Annotated in this window: 16 protein-coding genes; 8 read left to right on the forward strand and 8 right to left on the reverse strand. The window is 45.9% G+C overall.

Annotated features, from left to right (window positions below; translation table 11 throughout):
• Positions 1-467: 467 nt before the first annotated feature.
• The 6 genes from AC3RV5_RS19585 to AC3RV5_RS19610 all read left to right on the forward strand — a co-directional run bounded on the left by AC3RV5_RS19585 (position 468) and on the right by AC3RV5_RS19610 (position 7,329).
• Positions 468-2,495 (forward strand): hypothetical protein, encoded by a 2,028-nt coding sequence (locus AC3RV5_RS19585; protein WP_489729251.1) that lies wholly within the window; start codon positions 468-470, stop codon positions 2,493-2,495.
• 92 nt (positions 2,496-2,587) lie between these two features.
• Positions 2,588-3,403 (forward strand): hypothetical protein, encoded by an 816-nt coding sequence (locus AC3RV5_RS19590; protein WP_489729252.1) that lies wholly within the window; start codon positions 2,588-2,590, stop codon positions 3,401-3,403.
• On the forward strand, positions 3,387-4,511 hold the full coding sequence (locus AC3RV5_RS19595; RefSeq protein WP_489729253.1) for a hypothetical protein: 1,125 nt from the start codon (positions 3,387-3,389) through the stop codon (positions 4,509-4,511). The genes AC3RV5_RS19590 and AC3RV5_RS19595 overlap by 17 nt, the downstream gene beginning before the upstream one ends.
• A 227-nt stretch (positions 4,512-4,738) precedes the next feature.
• A complete protein-coding gene (locus tag AC3RV5_RS19600; protein WP_489729254.1) occupies positions 4,739-5,296 on the forward strand; it encodes an RNA polymerase sigma factor in 558 nt (185 codons plus the stop codon).
• Positions 5,281-6,030 (forward strand): anti-sigma factor, encoded by a 750-nt coding sequence (locus tag AC3RV5_RS19605; RefSeq protein ID WP_489729255.1) that lies wholly within the window; start codon positions 5,281-5,283, stop codon positions 6,028-6,030. The genes AC3RV5_RS19600 and AC3RV5_RS19605 overlap by 16 nt, the downstream gene beginning before the upstream one ends.
• Positions 6,031-6,072: 42 nt before the next feature.
• Positions 6,073-7,329: an alginate export family protein gene (locus tag AC3RV5_RS19610; RefSeq protein ID WP_489729256.1), complete on the forward strand. Its 1,257-nt coding sequence runs from the start codon at positions 6,073-6,075 to the stop codon at positions 7,327-7,329.
• A gap of 27 nt (positions 7,330-7,356) precedes the next feature.
• Here AC3RV5_RS19610 and AC3RV5_RS19615 read toward each other — a convergent pair whose 3' ends face one another.
• Together AC3RV5_RS19615 and AC3RV5_RS19620 are read right to left on the reverse strand one after the other, a co-directional pair.
• A complete protein-coding gene (locus tag AC3RV5_RS19615; RefSeq protein WP_489729257.1) occupies positions 7,357-8,001 on the reverse strand; it encodes a hypothetical protein in 645 nt (214 codons plus the stop codon).
• Between the two features lie 160 nt (positions 8,002-8,161).
• Positions 8,162-8,311, reverse strand: coding sequence for a VOC family protein (locus AC3RV5_RS19620; RefSeq protein WP_489729258.1), 150 nt, complete (start codon positions 8,309-8,311; stop codon positions 8,162-8,164).
• A gap of 346 nt (positions 8,312-8,657) precedes the next feature.
• Here AC3RV5_RS19620 and AC3RV5_RS19625 point away from each other — a divergent pair, with 346 nt between their 5' ends.
• Positions 8,658-10,550 (forward strand): DNA topoisomerase III, encoded by a 1,893-nt coding sequence (locus tag AC3RV5_RS19625; protein ID WP_489729259.1) that lies wholly within the window; start codon positions 8,658-8,660, stop codon positions 10,548-10,550.
• A 183-nt stretch (positions 10,551-10,733) separates the two neighbouring features.
• Here the strand turns inward: AC3RV5_RS19625 and AC3RV5_RS19630 are convergent, their stop codons facing one another.
• The 5 genes from AC3RV5_RS19630 to AC3RV5_RS19650 form a co-directional block, all read right to left on the reverse strand.
• Positions 10,734-11,105: a YajD family HNH nuclease gene (locus AC3RV5_RS19630; RefSeq protein ID WP_489729260.1), complete on the reverse strand. Its 372-nt coding sequence runs from the start codon at positions 11,103-11,105 to the stop codon at positions 10,734-10,736.
• 623 nt (positions 11,106-11,728) lie between these two features.
• The gene (locus AC3RV5_RS19635; RefSeq protein WP_489729261.1) at positions 11,729-14,347 is read right to left on the reverse strand and encodes a TonB-dependent receptor plug domain-containing protein; all 2,619 of its coding nucleotides are present in this window, start codon (positions 14,345-14,347) and stop codon (positions 11,729-11,731) included.
• 223 nt (positions 14,348-14,570) lie between these two features.
• Positions 14,571-15,716 carry a FecR family protein gene (locus AC3RV5_RS19640; protein WP_489729262.1) on the reverse strand — a complete coding sequence of 382 codons (1,146 nt, stop codon included), beginning with the start codon at positions 15,714-15,716 and terminating at the stop codon, positions 14,571-14,573.
• Positions 15,716-16,360 carry an RNA polymerase sigma factor gene (locus AC3RV5_RS19645; protein ID WP_489729263.1) on the reverse strand — a complete coding sequence of 215 codons (645 nt, stop codon included), beginning with the start codon at positions 16,358-16,360 and terminating at the stop codon, positions 15,716-15,718. Before AC3RV5_RS19645 ends, AC3RV5_RS19640 begins: the two co-directional genes overlap by 1 nt.
• A 246-nt stretch (positions 16,361-16,606) precedes the next feature.
• A complete protein-coding gene (locus AC3RV5_RS19650) occupies positions 16,607-17,512 on the reverse strand; it encodes a LysR family transcriptional regulator (protein WP_489729264.1) in 906 nt (301 codons plus the stop codon).
• Positions 17,513-17,590: 78 nt separating this feature from the next.
• On the opposite strand from AC3RV5_RS19650, the gene AC3RV5_RS19655 reads away from it, so the two are divergent.
• Positions 17,591-18,853 carry a pyridoxal phosphate-dependent aminotransferase gene (locus AC3RV5_RS19655; protein WP_489729265.1) on the forward strand — a complete coding sequence of 421 codons (1,263 nt, stop codon included), beginning with the start codon at positions 17,591-17,593 and terminating at the stop codon, positions 18,851-18,853.
• A gap of 160 nt (positions 18,854-19,013) precedes the next feature.
• Here the strand turns inward: AC3RV5_RS19655 and AC3RV5_RS19660 are convergent, their stop codons facing one another.
• Positions 19,014-19,796 (reverse strand): SapC family protein, encoded by a 783-nt coding sequence (locus tag AC3RV5_RS19660; protein WP_489729266.1) that lies wholly within the window; start codon positions 19,794-19,796, stop codon positions 19,014-19,016.
• Positions 19,797-20,109: the final 313 nt, after the last annotated feature.

Here is a 20,109-nt window from a genome sequence, read left to right on the forward strand (position 1 = left end):
TAAATCACTAGCTCAGATGCTGCTTTGGGGGAAACGCAATATCAGCGTATTGCTGCCAAGGTGCAAGTTGATCTTATCTGGCATCACTATTTTGCTCGTTTGCTGTCGGCACACGCACTCAGAGTCTTAAACAAGGGCAAGCTGGTGCATGGCAAACCTGTTGTGTAATAGGCATGTTTGCCGTTTTCTATAGGATAAAATGGGCGGCATAAACCGTCAGTGTTTGCTGGTCTGTAAACTGATCAGGGATGACAAAGTGGCTATCTGCCCTTGTTGCTGTCTCGCTTTGCTAAATGCCCTTTCAGCCAGCTAGTTTAGCTGTTATTTTTTTTTGACTATACGTTGCGAAAAATTTACCTCCTGGCTGGCCGACTGACAGCCAACAAAATAATTCTCATAAGACGCAACTTTCTGCCAATCCCGGCGTAAATGGCTTTGATACCCATAACTTTACCCGGAGATCACTCATGAGACAGCACCAACTTGCCCAAATAATCGCCACCTCCTTTGGCGCCACCTTACTTGCCGCCTGCGGTGGTAGTGATTCGGGTAACGGTTATACGCCACCACCTCCACCGCCACCGGAACCCACCACGATCGAATTCCCGCAACAGGTTGTGTCACCGGCCACCCTGTCCTTTGACAACACAGGCACGATTTTTAGCGCAGAAAATGGCTTGTCGTTATACTATTTCGCTAACGATGAAAAAGGCGTGTCTAACTGCAACGGAATCACTGGCGATGCCCCCGGCTCCACTACTGATGCCACAAGTTGCGCAGGCAGATGGCCACCAGTGCTGGCAGCTGACGGTGCGGTGCAGACCACGGATTTTACCTCTATTGAACGCAGCGATGGCACTGCGCAATGGTCGTTCAAAGGCTACGCCCTGTATACCTTTGCCGATGACTCTGCCCAAGGTGATACCAGTGGCGACGGGGTGGGTGGGGTATGGGATTTGGCGCGGCCCATGCCGGTGAAAATTTCGGCTTTGGACAATATCGCCACTTACACCGCCAATCAGAGTATCTTATCGGCAACGTCAGTTGGTGGCGCATTAGATGCGTTTCGCGCCGATAAAGACGGCTTTGTGTTCTATATATTCGATAACGACGCACTGGACGCCTCTGCCTGCAATAGCGAAGGCTGTATCAATACTTGGCCGCCTATTCTGACTGACAATGGTGCCAAGCCGGATGGCATGCTAAGCCTAATTGATAGAGTCGAGGGTCAGCAACAATGGGCCTATAAAGGTAAGCCTCTGTACCTGTTTGCCGGTGACGCTGCGCCCGGTGAGCAAAGCGGTGATAACGTCAATAATGTTTGGCATAGCGCTACCCAAGAACCGGCCATCATACGTACCAATAACGCCGGCACTTTGTTAACCGCCACCGGTAGGGTGTCAGCACTGCTGCCAAATTCCGCCAATGGTGACGCCTTAGAGCCCACCTCAGCAGACAAAGACCAGTTCACCTTATATACCTTCGATAATGACGAAGCGCAAATATCTAACTGTAACGATGCGTGCGCCCTGAACTGGCCAGCCTATTTAGTCAGCGACGGCGAACAGAACATTGGCGACTTCACTCAATTTGCCCGGGCTGATGGTTCGATGCAATGGGCATATTCTCAGCAACCCCTGTATTTTTTCAGTGGCGACAGTGACAAAGCCCAGGCCAATGGCGATGATGTAGGCGGTGTGTGGCATATAATCGGACCAGCTCCGGTGGTTCCCCCTATTACCACCAGCATAGTTGCCTCAGCCAGCGCAATTGGTCAGAGCCTGGCAACAGATGGTGAAGTATTAGCTTTGATGGATAATGGCAGTGGCGAATTTATGCCCACGATCGCCGATAAAAGTGGCTTTCAGCTCTATACCTTTGATAGCGATGTTTCCGAAACAAGCACCTGCACCAGTAGCACCTGCATGAGCAACTGGCCTGCCCTGCTGGCCAGTAAAACTGACACAGCCAGCCCACCTTTTGCCATATTCACCCGGGATGACGGCAACCAGCAGTGGGCCCTGAACAGCATGCCCTTATACTTTTTTGCCGGTGATAGCCAGGCAGGTGAACAAAATGGTGAAGCGGTAGGGGATGTTTGGTTTGTCGCCCGCCCTGCTCCCGTGCGTATGCTGACGCTTACATCTAATAGCACAACGGTTAATGGTCTTATTGGCCACGGCAATGTATTACCCAGCCAAGGCAAAACCGCTGGTGAGCTAACCGACCTAACCCTCTATACCTTCGATAACGATGTGGTTGGCTCAGGTGAATCGACTTGTTTTGACTCCTGCGCCGTTACTTGGCCACCGCTGTATGCCACCAGCGCCGATCAGGGATTTGGTGAGTGGCAAATCATTAACCGTACCGAGTCCGATTCATCAACCACCTTGCAATGGACCTACCAAGGGGAGCCGCTGTATTTCTACGAGTTCGACATAAATATGGGGGATACCACGGGCGTATATGGCGCATGGCATATCGCCCTTCCATAAGCCTGACTCAAGGCAAGACAGGGGACATCCCTGCAATTAAACGGCTACCTGGTGTTGTGCCCGGTAGCCATTTTATGTCTTTGGAGAGACTCATGAGAACACTTTTACCCATAGGGTTATCGTTATTAATTACACCGCTCTTATTCGGGTGCGGTGCTGGTGACGGAACCGGACTGGATGCCCAAGGTCAACCTATTGGTCAGCAGCCACCGCCAGTTCCGCAAGGTATACAAGCCAACCTGGCTTCTATTCAGGAAAACGTGCTGACCCCCATGTGCACCCAATGCCACGCAGGCAATAATGCGCCGCTAGGGCTGCGTATGGATGATCTGCAAACCTCAATCGCTAACTTGATTAACGTAGACGCAGTCACCAATCCAACCTTTAAACGTATATCAGCCGGGCAAAACGCCGAGCAAAGTTTTCTGTTTTTGAAAATTATCGGTGATCCCCAGGCCGGTAACCAGATGCCTTTGGGGCAACCTGGGCTGCCTGGGGACACCATCGCGGTTTTTCGCGCCTGGATCGAAAACGGTGCACCAATCGACGCCCAACAATTGGTTGTAGCACACGCCAGCGTTAAGCGTATCCAAGACAGGGCAACGACATCAATAAGCCTAAGATTTAGTCAACCCATAGATCCGGCTTCACTGGGTAGCGCCGACATACAATTACTGGCTGCTAACAATGATACCCAGTGGCCGCTAGATAGCAGCGTTTTGACTCTAAAGTGGGTCAATTCCAGCCAACTTGAGCTAAGTTTGCCCGCAGCAACAGACGTGACCGAGCTGAGCATTCGACTTAACCAAGCCAATGTTACTAGCGTGTTTAGTCAATCAGGTGTGTGGTTAGACGGTGACCGAGACGGTTTTCCAGGAGGAGAATTTAGTTATGAACATCAATTTTAATCAACGATACGCTGTATGCGTTCAAGTCCTGTTAGTAGGCCTGGGCATTGTCTGCAGCTTGTTTAGTTTAGCTAGTCAGGCTGAACCCTATCTGGCGATAAAGAACAATATGCAATGCAGTAGCTGTCACATTAATCCCATAGGAGGCGGCGCACGCAACACCTTTGGCAATCTTTATGGGTACAATCAACTGCCGGTGAACGCATCGGATCTCACAACGGCCGATCTGGGTAAGATCAATGAGTTTCTCAGTCTGGGCGGCAACGTGCGTTATAACGCCGAACATACTAGGGACGATGCGGACAACACGTCTTCAACCTTCAGAGTAGACTCGGCCCAACTGTATATTGCCATCACCCCAAAAGATAGCGGCTTGACCTTATATCTGGATCAGCAAATTGGCCCCGGCGCAGCCATTAATCGCGAGGCCTTCTTGCTTTACCGTTTTAGTAATAACCATTATATAAAGGCGGGTAAAATGTATGTGCCTTTTGGTTTGCGCCTGGAAGATGACACAGCCTTTGTACGGCAGGTAACCGGCTTTAATTTTGACAATAGCGACAACGGTGTAGAGTTAGGGTTGCAATATGGCCAGTCGAATATCAATTTATTTGTCACCAACGGAACCAGTGCGGTAACCAACAACGATGACAAATTTATGTACGGAATAAGGGGCGAACATCTATTTAGCCATTTCCGCCTCGGCGCGACTGCGTTAGTCAATACCGCCGATGAAAATCAACAACGCATGTTTAACTTATACGCCGGCGCAAGCTTTGGCGATATCACCCTGCTTGGTGAACTAGACTGGATCAACACCGAGGCAGACTCGCAGGCAGAGGTTAGCCAAGACGTTAGCCAGTTAGTGGCTTTATTTGAAATAAACTACCAGTGGCAACAAGGCCTAAATCTGAAGTTCACCTCTGAATATTTCGACCCGGATGACGATACAGCCGAAAACCACGAGACTCGTTTTTCACTAGTAGCGGAGTACACGCCTATCTCCAGCTTGCAATTGCGCCTGGGTGTTCGCTCATCCGAGGGCATTCCCCAGCAGCCACAGCGTGGCAGTGAGAGGTTTTTTTTACAAACCCATGTTTATTTTTAGTCTGTTAGGGCAACCATAGCAAGGGGTGTTCGCTAGTGCCGCAAAATGTTGTGCTAACCTGGCGTAGCCCTGGCTAAACAAACCGCGTAATTTATACCTTAAATGAAAATAATGGGGCTAGGAAAAACACCAACATAACCACTAAGCTTAGTGGATGGCTGCAACTTTTCGGCAAAGCTGGCGTAATTGACTAATAGTATCAACCAAGCAATGGATAGTGAAAACCTGTGGAGCATAATATTCCTGAACAATTACCAGACTTGTTGGCTCGCTGTGCGCTGAAGGATCAAGCGGCCTTTAAACAGCTCTACGATCAGACAGCCAGCAAATTAAACGGCATTGCGTACCGTATCTTGAACAATATCGACTCGGCCAACGAAGTACTTCAGGAAGCTTTTATCCAAATTTGGGCCCATGCCGCAGAGTATCGATCTGATGTCTCCCAACCTATGACTTGGATGGCATCTATAGTGCGCTACCGGGCATTTGACCGTCTAAAGCTGGAAAATAGACGCATTGAAGGCAGCCAAATAAAAGCCGATTTGGCCACTTTCGAATCACTGGTGGATAATGGGCTTGACCAAGGTAAGTCATGCGAAATAGATCAGCAACTGGAGATCTGTTTAGCGCGCCTCGAACAGGCGCAACAACAGTCCATTTTAATGGCTTATTACTATGGCTTTAGCCGCGAAGAAATCTCCGCGCATTTTGAAAAACCGGTAAATACGGTAAAATCATGGCTCAAACGAGGCCTTGAGAGGTTGTTGCAATGTCTGGAGAATTAAATCGCTATCACCAGCCCAAAGTGGTTGAACATCTGGCCGCTAATTATGTGCTGGGTACTCTGCCCCAAAGGGTCCGGCGCCGGGTTAACACGTTAAGGCAAACAGGAGAATATCCGTCACTAACTCAACGACTTCAATTTTGGCAGGATAAAATGTCGCCACTTGATGACAAGACTCCTGTCCTTGCACCTAAGGCTGATACTTGGCGTAAGATCCAGGCGAAAATTGATCCACCGACGCCCAACGCACCATCTTCATGGTATCAGGTATTGCCCCCCAAATTCTTTCATTGGGCAACGGCCTGTTCCTTGCTGTTACTGGCTTTACTCAGTGTATTTATTGCCACTCAACCCCCACCCGTCGGCCCCTTAAGTTACGTGGCCGTACTGGCGGACAATAACCAAAAACCGCAATTGGTGGCGGCGACTTATGGCCAAAGCCAGACCTTATTGCTAGATATAGTTACGCTGCCCGAGATTGCCAGCGGCGAAACCCTGGAGTTGTGGGTGACGTCCAAAACAGATCGGCAAACCCGCAGTTTAGGCGAAATCCCACTGAATGTGAGCAGCTTTTCTCGCCAGCTGACAAACGCCGAGTGGCGTTTGATCAAGGATTCTGAATCCCTGCTTATCAGTATCGAAGAAGCCGGCGGCTCAGCTATTGGTGAGCCAAGTGGCACTATAGTCGCAAGTGGTGCCTGCGTGCGGCTGTCTGCCTGGCAAGCGCAAAGCTAATCATCAGCATTAATAGCCTAATAGGTCCATAAGGAAAATGAGGTGAAGCATTTTAGACAAATAATCTTGCTGGGGCTATTAGTCAATAACGGGGTATGGAGCGCAGAACTGTTTGACGATGTCAAAATCGAACCTAGCGGGCGCTATCGTTATCAAGAAATAACAGACCCGGTGCGCGGTGATGCCCAGGCCAGCACCCTAAAATTACGCTTAAGCGCAGATTGGCAGTTGAGTGACAACTGGCAAACCTTCGCTGAATTTGATTATGTGCATGGGTTTAACGAAACGGGTTATAATTCTGTGGTGATCCAGCGGGCCACCAGTCCCATTCCCGATCCACCGGGAGAGGAACTGAATCAGCTGTTTGTCAGGTATGTAAGTGATAGCAACTGGTTGGCCACCCTTGGCAGGCAAGCAATTTCCTTTGATAATGAACGACATATTGGTCGGGTTGAATTCTGGCAAAACGATCAAACCTTCGATGCCCTAACCCTGCAATATCAAGATCATCTGAAATGGTCCGCCAGCTATGTGTATATCGATAATGTACAGCGCATTTTAGGCAATGATGCTGGCCCCACCTTGTCACCCGAGGATATTCGTTATGCCACTGCTCCCCAACGTCCCGCCACCGAACTTGGCGAGCATGAACATGATTCTCACCTGTTGAATGTCAGTTACGCCCTTAATCGTCAGCTGGCGATAACGCTGTTCAGTTATCTACTAAACAACCAAAGTGCGAGTATTTTATCCAGCGATACCTTGGGGTTGAGATTGGGCGGCTCAGTAAAACCCGCCAGCATTAAATACGGTTATACCCTTGAATACGCGCACCAGTCTGATAGCCATAAAAATCCTTGGAAGTTTAACGCCGACTACTGGTTAGTAGAAGGTAGTGCACAATATAGAAGTCACCAGCTGGCGTTGTCATATGAAAAAATTGGCGAAGATAACGGTTTTAGTTTTGCTACCTCATTAGGAACCAATCACAAGTTTCAGGGCTGGGCAGACGTGTTTAACGGTTACCGCCTTACAGGCGGAATAAGTGATGTTTACCTGACCTATAAAGGCAGGGATGGCAAACTGCGCTGGCAAATTGTAGCCCACCAGTTTAACGATGCCCAAGGTGAGCGATCAGTGGGTCATGAGCTGGATGTGGAATTGGCCTATCGCTTAGATAGAGAATGGGAATTCAAGTTTATCGGTGCTAAATATTTTGCCGATCAAGGCTTTGGCAATACGCCGGCAACCCAGCAAGATTTGTCAACCTGGATGGTTTCTGCGGCCTATAATCTATAACGGCCCAGGTTCAACTGACGGGCCAAACTATTGCCAATCGTCGGCATTACCATCATGACTGATCATTATGCCTTGCTGCTCATCATAAAAATCATAAAGCTCGTCAGGCATGGGGTTTTGCCTGACATCCAAAAAAGTCAGCTTGTTCAGACCGGTGATCTGTAGATCTTCTAATTTATTATCAAATAGGTAACCCGTCTCCAGGGAGGTTAACGGCGTAATATCCAGTTTAACCAGTCGATTTTGCATCAGCCTGATTTTTTTAACGGCTGTTAGCCCGCTCAAGTCCAGGGTGGTTAATTTGTTACGAAACAGGTAAAGCGTTTCAAGTTTGCTTAAACCGGCAATTCGCAACTCGGTCAAATCATTATTAGCTAAGTTGAGTAGTTGCAAATTTTTAAGCGGCCGCAGATCCAATTGCGTCAAATTATTATTGAACAAAGATAAATGGATCAAGCTGGTAAGTTGTTGCACCTCATCTGCCGACTCAATTCCGGCTTGATGGCACTTCAGTTCAGTCACCTCGAATACTTCTTGCCAGCCATGCTCTTGTGCCTGCTGCTGCACGCAGCTCTGAAGATTTTTATCTCTCCAGGGGATATCACTAAGCAACTGCTCGGCGTAAACATTAGAGGCAAACCAGCACAAAATGACCAAATATAGGGCGCGCATACTCTTTCCTTGAATTTTATTGATAAAGCTTAGCACGCCTCAAACCATAGCAACTAGTGTACAGCGAACAGTTTATATACTTTAAATAAAAGCCCCAAGACACCATCCGTTTAGGGTGGTTTCGGGGTGATCAATCACCTTTGACTTGACTGAGCTGATATTACATAACACATTCTTTAGGCTGCCAGAGTTCTACTTTGTTACCCTGGGAGTCGATGAACCAGCCAAATCCTCCGTCGTCTTCTGCTTGGATCTCAGCGACTATTTGTGCCAGAGTCTGGTGGAGATTGTCGGCTATCAGATTAACCATATAGGAAGCCGTCGAGGAGGCAAAGTAATGACTATCATTTAAAAATGGCGACCCGGCACTCCCCCCCGTGAGGCATACTTTTAGGGAACAGACTCGCTCCATAAGGCGCTCGCACTGGCATGTTCAGCCATTTTTGTTACCACTGACCTGGCTCTACTGGATCGTCACATTTCAAAAACATACCACCTACACTATGATACTGGCCATAATTTATCTCCTTTTACCTTTCATCCTTGAAACTGCATGGTTGTTGGCTACCTTGGAGTTGCGCCGCCTAGGTATTTATTACAACTAACACTGGGTTGAAAACCTTGCTACAATACTGTTTTTTCATACAGTAATTTTTATGATTTTATACATCGCTGAGAAACCGAGTTTAGGTCGGGCCATCGCCCAGGCTGTTGCCGGGCAACAGCATAAACGGGACGGCTATATTGAACTGGACAACGGCGATTGTGTAACCTGGTGTATAGGTCATTTATTAGAACAAGCTGAGCCAGATAAATATGATCCTGCCTACGGTAAATGGTCATTGGCGCACTTGCCCATCGTGCCGCAAAAATGGTTGCTGGTTCCGAAAAAAAACACCCTCAAACAGCTTAATGTAGTGAAACGTTTGTTAAAAACCGCCAGCCACATCATCAATGCCGGTGATCCGGACCGAGAAGGGCAGTTACTGGTCGATGAAGTGATCACCTATAGTGGGGTAAAACAGCCGCTAATTGCCAGTGCCGGGCGTTTACTCATAAATGATTTAAACATCAATGCGGTTAAAAAATCATTGCAGAATATACGCTCTAATTACGAATTTTCGGGTTTGTCTACTTCCGCACTGGCCCGATCCCGCGCCGACTGGTTGTATGGTTTAAACTTGACCCGGGCCTATACTCTGCTTGGGCAGCGTGGTGGTTTTAACGGTGTATTGTCAGTTGGACGGGTGCAAACCCCGGTATTGGGTTTAGTGGTGCGTCGCGATCAAGACATCGATAACTTTGTGTCTCAACCCTTTTTCGAGGTTTTTGCCACTCTGGAAACCCAAAACAAAGAAACATTTGCGGCCAAGTGGCAGCCAAGTGCGGCCTGTGAGCCCTATCAAGATGACGAGGGCCGAGTGATATCGCGAAAGTTGGCGCAAACCGTGGTCAACAAAACCCAGGGCCAAACGGGGGTGGTGACAGCAAATAAGATTCAAAACAAACAAAATCCACCCCCTTTGCCTTACAGTTTATCGGCCCTGCAAATTGACGCGTCCAAGCGCTTTAATTTATCACCTAAATCAGTACTGGATATTTGTCAGGCGCTATACGAAAAACACCAGCTAATCACCTACCCCCGCTCTGATTCTCGTTATTTACCCCTGGAACACTTCACCCAAGCGCCATCGGTACTGAGTGCGATTAAGGCCAACATTCCATGCCAATGTGGGGAGGTGGATAATGCCGATAGCTCGTTAAAATCCAAGGCTTGGAACGATAAAAAAATAGACGCGCACCATGCCATCATTCCCACTAGTCGGCTAAAATCCCTCTCGAGTTTAAGCACTGATGAAGGCAAAATTTATCAACTGATTTGCACGCAATATTTGATGCAATTTTATGGGCCACACAAATATCAGGAGCAAATAGTAGTAGTGATAATTGCCGGCGGCGAGTTTGTGGCCAAAGCCAAATCTACCCTAGAGATGGGCTGGTTATCACTGGTAAAAAAAGACGCCCCCAAGGCAGAACCGGGTTTACCTCAGTTAAACCAAGGCCAGTCACTGGTGTGCATTGAGTCACAAATGGTGGAAAAACAAACTAGCCCACCGAAACATTTTACGGAGGCCACCTTATTGGCCGCAATGACCGGCATAGCCCGCTATGTAGGAGATATCGAGATCAAAAAGATCCTCAAAGATACCGATGGCCTAGGTACTGAGGCCACCAGAGCATCGATCATTGAATTGTTATTCAAACGCCAGTTTATGCAAAAAATGGGTAAAGACATTCTGGCCACGGCAACCGGTAAAGCACTGATTAATAGCCTGCCAAGGGAAACCACCCTGCCAGATATGACAGCAATATGGGAAGCGAATTTAGATAAAATAGCCCACAGTCAATTGGGTTATGAGGACTTCATGCATCCGCTGACCCAAACCATCACGCAGTTGATCAATAACAGCCAGCAGCTGGATACCAGTCAGTTTACGGGCCTGCCGTCCACTAAACCGAAACGCAAAAAAATATGGCACAAAAAGTAAGGTAAGTGCACAAGGGTATGATCTGTAGTAGCCACAAGCCTGGATTACCAATCGTAAACAGCGGCTATTTTACCGAGCATCTATGTGCTGTTCATGGGTTGAGTTTCAATCAGCACGGCTTGGGTGTTTTTGATTTATGTGGGATCAACATAATTCGCCTAAGTTAGGTAGCTATGTATTAGCTTATTTTTTGCCCTTCAGTCGCTCTTTCAGATCGGCAAATGGATTGTAGGTACTGGTTTTGGTCTCAGTATCTTCGGTACTGCCATAACGCACAAAACTTTCAAACTTAGTGTGCTCTTCGTCATGACAATAAAGACACAGCAGTTCCCAGTTGCTGCCATCGGTGGGATTATTACCATGGTTATGATCTTTGTGGTGTACCGTTAGCTCGGAGAGATTTTTACGGGTAAATTCGCGCCGACAACGCCCACAGATCCACGGATAAAGCTTGATGGCTTGTTCGCGATAACTCGATGCACGTTTGGCTTTGTATTCTTGCTGCTCAGCATAGACTTGCTCGTAGCTGCCTGGGGCGGGTTTTTGATTTGACATGTTTTTTCACCTAAAAATTTAACCTAAGCATAAACGAAACCTGAAGGGTTTCCTTGAATTAATTACGCGGATAATGGCGGCGAAACGGCCATTAGGCTTATTATTGGTGTTGCTCATGCCAATGCGAGTGTAGCCCTTATTCTTCGCAAATGGATATTTTCAGTTCGTTGCCAGTGTAGTGTTGATGAGCGATGTGCAAAAGCAGCAGACTCATTAACCATCACTATATGATGATTGACAGCGAATTGATTAAGACGCTATTGGTAAAATCCCGCCTCCACAGAGCGCGTAGCAAGAAAGGCTGTCCCAATCACTATGGATAAATTCTCGGTATAACGAGCCAAGCATTCGCTTAAGCAAATCATTGATTGGCGCGGAACACCTCAACAAAATCGCAGTAACAACGGAGTATCTGCATAATCAGGTGTTTTTTCACAATAAACAGCTACTTTTAACTGCGGCTATGAATGGGATCACCAAACCAATTTCCAATACAAGAGCACGAAAAAATACACCGTGAAATTAATTTATTGGCGATTAGAAGTAGATTTAGGAATTAAGTTTTGAGGGTGCTAAATACACAATCTGTGTATTTAGCACTTATTTGTGCAGGAGTTACAAAACTAGAACTGGTATTTAGCCCGTAAATACCACGAACCACCTTCATAGTTAGCCGCTGTTCGACGCGGGTACTGTAGACCTACACTTAAGCGATTAGCGTTTTCTTCACCAATTTCGTCGACAAACTGATCAAATATGTTTGACGCTCCTAAGGTCAGGGCTAACGCATCATTTACATCGTAATTAAGCTCAAAATCAAAGAAAACAACACTGTTAACCAACGCGCTCGGTTGAACATCATCATGAATGTTGCCGCGCTCATCGTAGTGTTCACCATAGAAATTAGCGCGTAACATTAATTGCCACTGATCACCAAACTCGGTCGTTGCAGTCGCTACAAAACGATTTTCTGGATAGTTGTTTTCAATATCTTCAACGTCGGCATCACTTACCGGCGTAATGCCATTAATAGACGACTGTCCGACGACATCAATCGTATTATGGTTATAGGCGAAAGTGAACTTAGTACTTGCTGCCTCCCTCCAATCCATTGATGTCGTCAGAACGACGTCTATTCCCTGATGTTCGACATCAAGAGCATTGGTATAAAATGAAATTTTATTACCAGAAGGTGCGGTGATATCACCGGTGCGGTATATGCGATCGTCTACCGCAATGTGGTAGAAATCGACGGCTATGTTAGTGTTTTCAATCACATCAGTGGTAAAACCAAAGCTGATGTTTGTTGACTCTTCTTCTTTAAGAGGAGCACCACCACTTGCTATTGCATCTGGATGGTCTGGAGGCACTAAGCCTTCATCAACCTGGCGTCCTGTTACTCCATCAAAAGTGGTAATGATGGTGCTAACATTGGCTTGACCAGGAGTAGGGGCATGGAAACCGGTTGACAATGAGCCGCGTATCACAAAATCATAGTTAACGTTATAACGAGCCGCTATTTTACCATTTGTGGTTCCACCAAAATCCGAAAAGTCTTCATAACGTAATGCATATTGAATTAATAGGTCGTCAGACACATTATGCTCAAGGTCAGCGTATATCCCGTAGTTATCACGGCTAAATTCGCCTGCATCGGCTGGACTAACACTGCTCATGCCACTTGGCCCCGGGCTAACGCCGTAGGCATTAATTTCACCAGCAACAGTGGTAAAGGTTTCTTCGCGCCACTCAGCGCCCAGGCCAAGATAGATATTGTCGGTCACTGGCATACCGAAGTCAGCATTAAAATTTAGTTCTTTCTGCTCATAACCACCCATATCGAAATCACGCTGACCCGGGGTTCCTGCCACTGTATCAACCAAACCGGAATTAATGCTATTCCAGAGGAAATAATCCAATTTATTTTCACCGGTTCCTACACTTAGATCATAAACAAGTTCGTTATTCGTTTCTCCTTTCAACCCGGCGACCAGGCTATAGTCTTTTTGGGCCCCATCCAAATAGGGAGTATAACCTGCAGGTAGGGTAGTCACATTCGCCAACGTTGAGTGGTTGGGGTTGCGATAGAAAAAGCGATAACGACCATCAGTGTCTGCATAACCGCCATGAGCATATAACTCGCCTATTTCACCGAGTTCATAGCCCGAATTAAACGCCATTCTGGTTCCGCTAGTTTCGGGACGTCCCCATGACTGAACTAAAGGCTCATCACCAAAGGGTGAATCTGCACCGACGCCAGGTACGCTGGCATCAATTAAAGCTTGACCGTCTGGGCGTTGAATTCCGCGGGACAATGCTTCGTTGTCATTCGTTTCAACGCTGATATTAAAAAAACCATTTTCACCGAGTGCAAACCCAGCATTGGCAGAAAGTACCCAGCTGGTTTCACCTTCATAAAACTCCCCATATTGAGCCATAATGCTGCCGCCTTCGTTGGCATCTTTTAGCTGGAAGTTCATTACTCCTGCGATAGCATCAGAGCCATATTGAGCGGCTGCGCCATCTCGCAGTACTTCGACATTTTTAAGGGCAATACCGGGGATCATGCCTATGTCCACGCCATGTGCACCGTTACCTGCAGCGGGGGCGAAAAACTGTACCAAAGAAGAGCGATGTCGACGTTTTCCGTTCACCAGAATCAATGTTTGATCAGGTGCCATGCCACGAAGTGATGTAGGACGAATAAACGCACTTCCGTCACCTGTAGCAGGGGTAGCGGTGAAAGAAGGTACAAGAGCTTTGAGATTATCTGTGATATCTGCGGCATTACCGAGGCTGGTGAATTCTTCACCAGAAAAGACGTCTAATGCCACGGGAGAATCAGTGACTGTTCTTGGTGTTCCACGGGTCCCAAGTATGGCAATTTTTTCAACATTGTCTTGCTGCACACGGGATTTCGTTTCTTGTGCGCTGACAGTATTGGTGATGGCCGTGCCGGAAAATATAAACGCCACGGCAGTGGCAAGTAAACTTTTTTTGCTGTTCATTAGGTTTTTCCCATTATTATCATTAGTAGGTAGCGACAATTGCTGTTGGCTAATCATCATCACTTCTTTTTTGGTCAGACCACCAACCAACCCCGTATTGTGTAACAATTCATCAATTGCCTGAGCCAGGGTAAAATGTCCATTGATGGCATTTCCTTTGCGTTTGTCTACCAGTTCGTAAGGGAAGAGAACCAAAGTGTGTGTTTGGTTTGACAGCTCGTTTAGTGATTTCACTAGCGGTTGCACTGGTATGTTGAATTGATATAGGGTTTGTTCAGTGCCAATACTTATGGTACTAACCAGACACAAACCAACACAACATATCACTCCCCTTGTCCACTGCCTTAGCTTTTTCGACTTACACAAGGCAGCTTTCGAAGGGGTATAACCAACGAGAGAGTTAAAACCGCTACTCAAAATTGAAGTTTTTGTGGAATGTCTGGTTTTGCGTTTATTTTTATTTAGCATGAAGCTGAACGTGATTATTGCTCAATTTAGTGATTTTGATGCCGAACCCAGATTCTAATACATCGAATAATGCATCTGTTTCCCCTGCCTGAAACTGCCCACCGATGCGTAAACTTCGCAAGTTAGGATCGCTCACTTCAATATATATTGGTGTATGTCTACTGACTTCCCTAACTACTTCGTCTAACGATTCACCAGCGAATACCAACTTGCCTTCCAACCAAGACAGTTTGCGCATTTGTTCGCCATGTTCCTGCTCAGTAATTGCCGCCACAGGATCACCAGACGTTGTCGGGATCACTGCACTTTGCCCAGCCACCAAGGAAGTCAAAACCTTACTTGCCTGTGGCACTGTTTTTTCGCCTGTTTGGGGTACGCTTTCAGGGGGCAGATCAACCTCTGGTGTTATCGACAAGATATTTTGGGCAATTGACAGATCCACCTTGCCCTCAGTCACCATAACTTCAATTCTATCATCCAGACGATAGACTGAAAAAGCGGTGCCCACGGCCTTTACCATTCGGTTGCCAGCGTATACTTCAAAGGGGCGCTCTGGGTCGGGTTTAACCTCAAAATGGGCCTGGCCTCGTAGCAGGTTTATTTTTCGCTTACTGTTGCTGTAATTAACTTCAACTTGTGTGTTGGTGTTAAGCCACACAATCGAGCCATCTTCCAGAGTATGCAATGAGTGTTCGCCTAACGAGGTGATATAAACATTATCTTGAAATGCAAGCTGATGATTCACATACCAAGATGACATGCCAATAGTAACAAGCACAGCCAACATCGGCAATACAACGGTACGGCGCGGTAAATTATTAACAGCTCTTGCCATCCAAATACTTAAATTAACAAGTATCTGCAATGGATAAATCATCCACTTTTTAATGTCAGAGGGAATGCTATAGTGACGATATCCAAGGGGTACGCTTAGACCAGAGAGCACGTCCATATCATTCCAGGTACCTGCCAGTCTAAGTAACACAGCCTTATGGGTTGCGCTTTGTGCCAGCCAACTTTGAAATTGTTCGATGTCAGTGTTGCTCGGTGGGGCGTCTCCTTCAAATTTTACGATCCATTGGCAAGCTTGTTCTTCGATTAGCGCAATATTCGGGAATTGAGCAATATGATTCATTACTTACCCACCCTTGTTTTTATTACTTTTGCGATAGGTTGCTCACCGGTAACACGAGTACTAATTTGCTTGTCTTGATAACGCATAGAAATCACACGGTTGCACTGTTTTATTCCTTTTGACAGGTGTTTTTCAACTGTACTGACCGATAGTTCCATTCGTTTGGCGATCTCACTATTTTGCATGCCATAAATTTTTTTCATCACAACAGCTCGACGACACTGATTTGGCAGTGCGGCGACTGCTTCGCAATAAATACCCAATTTTTGTTGGGCCATGACATTATCCTCCAAACTGTCTATATCGAGTAATACCTCTGAATTGGCATAATCTTCAATATAATCGGTTATTTTTCTCGTCTTTCGACTGAACTCAGACATGATTATATTTTTGGCAATGCGGAACAAAAATGCTTTTGGAAAATCAATTTTTTTCTGCTGTTCAGCTTTAAACGCTCGCAGGAAAGTTTCTTGCGAAACATCTTCTATATCGTGTGAAGAGATCATGTAACGAGATATAAAATGACGCAATAAAAGCTGGCTGCGTTTAAACTCGGCCAGGATACTAAAACGTGGTTTGATTGATTCTTTAGAACAAACACTTGAAGCGTCCCTGATTACGTCCTGTTTTTCATCTTTTATCATTAATGTGAGTTCACTCTGCAACATAGGTTAAGCATTCAGATCTGCAAAAAGCTAATCGATGTTATATACCTAAGGAACCAAAAATATATTTTTAGGTCCCTTAGGTAAAACTGGTACAGAACGAAAAACCGCTATCCACTGCTAATTATTATTGCAAATTCGACTCAATAAACCCAATACCTGATTAATGTGTCTTTGCAGCTTTTTATAATATAGCCAAACCACCTGTCGCCCTAAATAGTTGCGTCAATAGTTAGATAGTTTGAGTTTGCCTTCTCGTTCAAGTTTTGACGATGTCTTTACAAATGCTTTGGCGGCCGGAGATAGAGCACTAATATTATGCATGGCCAAGCCTATCTCTCTTTTTAAAACGGGATTTAAGGGTTTGAGTACAAAAGGTGAAATTTCATGGGCATCCAGTGGTGGAATAGAAAGCTCTGCGGTTGCCGAGATCCCGGCACCATGCGAAATCATGGCAAGCATACTCATAATTTGCATATTGTAATAGATAATATTCGGCTGTATTTGCGACTTCTTAAACAGCTCCATCACCATGTTTCCCGAAGTACCTTCGGTTAAAATAAAAGGAAAGTCAGCCAAATCTTGTATATGAATTTCTTGTTGTTTAGATAAGGTGTGATCCTTAGGCAGAACGATACAAACCTGATCTGTTGTGAGGTATATATGATCCAAATCACTGTCAGGCAAAACGATACTGCCCAAATCTACTTTGCGGTTCGCTATCAGTTGCTTGACAACACTATCCGCAGCTTCCTCAACATGAACCTTAATATTGGGATATTGTTGATGATATTCTTTCAAAATGATGGGTAGAACTCGAGCCGAAAATGATGGACCGAAGGACGCTATTTTCAATACTCCCGTTCGCAAATTTTTTGTTTCATCGCTTTCTTGTTGAATCGATTCAAATAATCCCAGTATTTGATGTGCCTTGCTTAAAATTTTGTCACCAAACGCCGTAAGAGTAATTTCAGCCTTGCTTCTTACAAACAGTGAAACCCCTAATTCTTCTTCCAATGATTTAATTGCATGAGATACCGCTGACTGACTGATGCCAAGCAGGATCGCGGCCGAGGTAAAACTATTCGCTTTTGCGACGGTAATAAAGGCCTGGAGTTGTGCCGAGGTCATGAGTAAACACTCATTTTACTATGATTGTTTAACCGGACTATAAATGTCTTTCCTCAATAAAAACAGAGCTAATAAAATATGTATCGGCAAATTTCTCCCTCAGCTACCTTACTGTTAAATGAGCAATCTGCGTCAATGGCGGGTAGCGGGCAAGAGGTATTTCGTTTTGGATTTGGACAATCACCTTTTCCTGTATGTGACGTTTTAGAAAATGCCCTCAAGCAAAATGCCTACCGCAAGGAATATACTGAGGTTCAAGGACTCGAGTTATTGCGTGAAAAAGCAGCTCAATATCACCAGACATTTGAGCAGCGTCCGGTATCGGCAGACCGCGTCTTCATCGCACCGGGCTCAAAAGCACTGTTGTACTCTATTATGTGCGCCTATACTGACGTTGTCGTGCTGATACCCGCACCAGCCTGGGTATCTTATGCGCCTCAAGCGCAGCTTTTGGGGCACGAATCTTTGCTTATGCAAACCTGCTTTGAAGATCGCTACCGGCTTACCCCGGAAATACTCGAAAAAAGTCTGGCAATGGTGGCTAATAAACATAAAACATTATTAGTCGTGTTAAACACACCGGGGAATCCAGATGGTTTAACTTACTCAGATACCGAATTAGAGGCATTGACCAAGGTGTTAAGAAAATACTCTGCGCTGGTCATTTCGGATGAAATTTATGCGCCGCTTCACCATGAAGGACAGCATGTTTCCATTGCAAAATATTATCCTGAGGCAACCTTTGTTACGTCTGGCTTATCTAAATGGGCTGGTGCCGGGGGCTGGCGTTTGGGCATAGCCATTATTCCTCAGAACTATGATCCTGAACTCAAAGCATCTATGTTAGGGATCGCTTCAGAAACCTACTCATGTGCTTCTGCGCCCATTCAACATGCTGCGATAGTGGCCTATTCAGGCAATCCATTACTTGAAAAATATGTAGTAAATGAACGAAGCATACTTAAAGGCATCGGGCAGCTGATACATAAAAATGTTATCGAGGCGGGCTTGCGGGCCCATATGCCAGAGGGGGGATTTTATATCCTGCTGGATTTTTCGTTATACCGGCAGAAATTGGCTCAAATTGGGATCTCAAAAGATATCGATGTTTGTGCAAAAATACTGCAGGAAACAGGCGTGGCATTATTGCCAGGCATATCTTTTGGCCTACCCCCTGAAGATCTAGCGGCACGCTTGGCCTACGTTGATTTCGACGGGCAAGGGGCGCTGAATGATATTGCTCAACAATCCTGGTCGGACGTGCTAAGTAAAAAACACGCAGAAAAAATGTCTCGGGGAATTAAAATTTTAGGACAGTTCTTAGAAAGTTTGCCTGGTTAATGTTGTCCATGCGTCAATTTTCTACGCTTTGGTTTTGGTTCGTCCAAGAGGAATTATCAAACGAATTCTAGATTCAGTCCAGTTTTGGTGGAAGAGTTCAAGTAACACAAAAAAGCCCCGCTGAATGTTATTCAGCGGGGCTTTTTCATAATGAGCTAACTTAGGCGTTAGTTGGTTGCTGCTCGGTAGCTGCTTGTTCGCCGCTCACGGCCTCACCCACACGTAACTGCAAGTTCTGGATAGGCGCGGCGCTGTTATTTGATAACTGGACCAAACGATTAAGTTGACCTAAAGACATCAACACAGCATAAGCTGCCCCTAAAAAGCCTGATTTATGTAAAGCCAAGACTTTATCTTCCGCCAGATCATGCAACCGTTTCTCGCTGATACCGTGCATACCTGTGACATTACGCTTTTGACCATCAACGTAATTCACTAATAATTCAATGGGCTCGAGTAGGTCGAATTCCACCAGCTGTTTTATAAAACGTTGGGTGGCCATTTCACTGTTGGCCAGTTCAGATAACAACTGTTGACGATTTTCTAAAAATTGGCTGGGCTTGCCCTCTTCGGTAAATACTGGCTCACCTTCGTCGCTTATCAGGGCACTGTTTTCATCGATAAACACCCCTAATTTGTCGCCATCCGGGCGCACATCAAACGGATAACGCTGGATGTTCAATGGCAGGCAATGCACTTGCCATTTGCCATCTTGCACAAACAGGTTGGTGCCTTTTTCAGTACCTAACATGACTACAGTGTGAAAATTGTCGGATTTTGGATCTTTAACAAAAACAATGGGCATCACGCTGGCAAGCTGAGCATATTCGCGGATAGAGGCCGCTGCTATGTGCGCATCTTTGGCATGGGCGAAATCATGCTGCAGCTTGATTTTAAGATCTTTATGTTTCTCTTTGTCTAAAGGGATATAGCTAATTGTCATTGAATATGTCTCTTTGGGTAAATTTCAAAACGATTTGTTGCCAAGCGAGTTAGCGGGCTGTTAAACAAAACATTGTGCGGTGCCAACCTGAACGTTGCAGACAATGCCTGAAAGTGACGCTGGAACAGCCCCTAACGCTAATTAAACGCCGGCAAGTATCTTTTATTTATTGAGTGATGTCACGAAATGTAAATAGGATAGTTACTATTTGTGCGATCCGGTAACAAACCGTCAGGTTTGTCAGCCGTTCTCGTTTTTTACTTGCCTGTTGCTCTGCTACGGCCTGATTTACAGACCGTAGCAGAAACAAGAC

This window comes from Paraglaciecola sp. IT1134 (assembly GCF_058068185.1).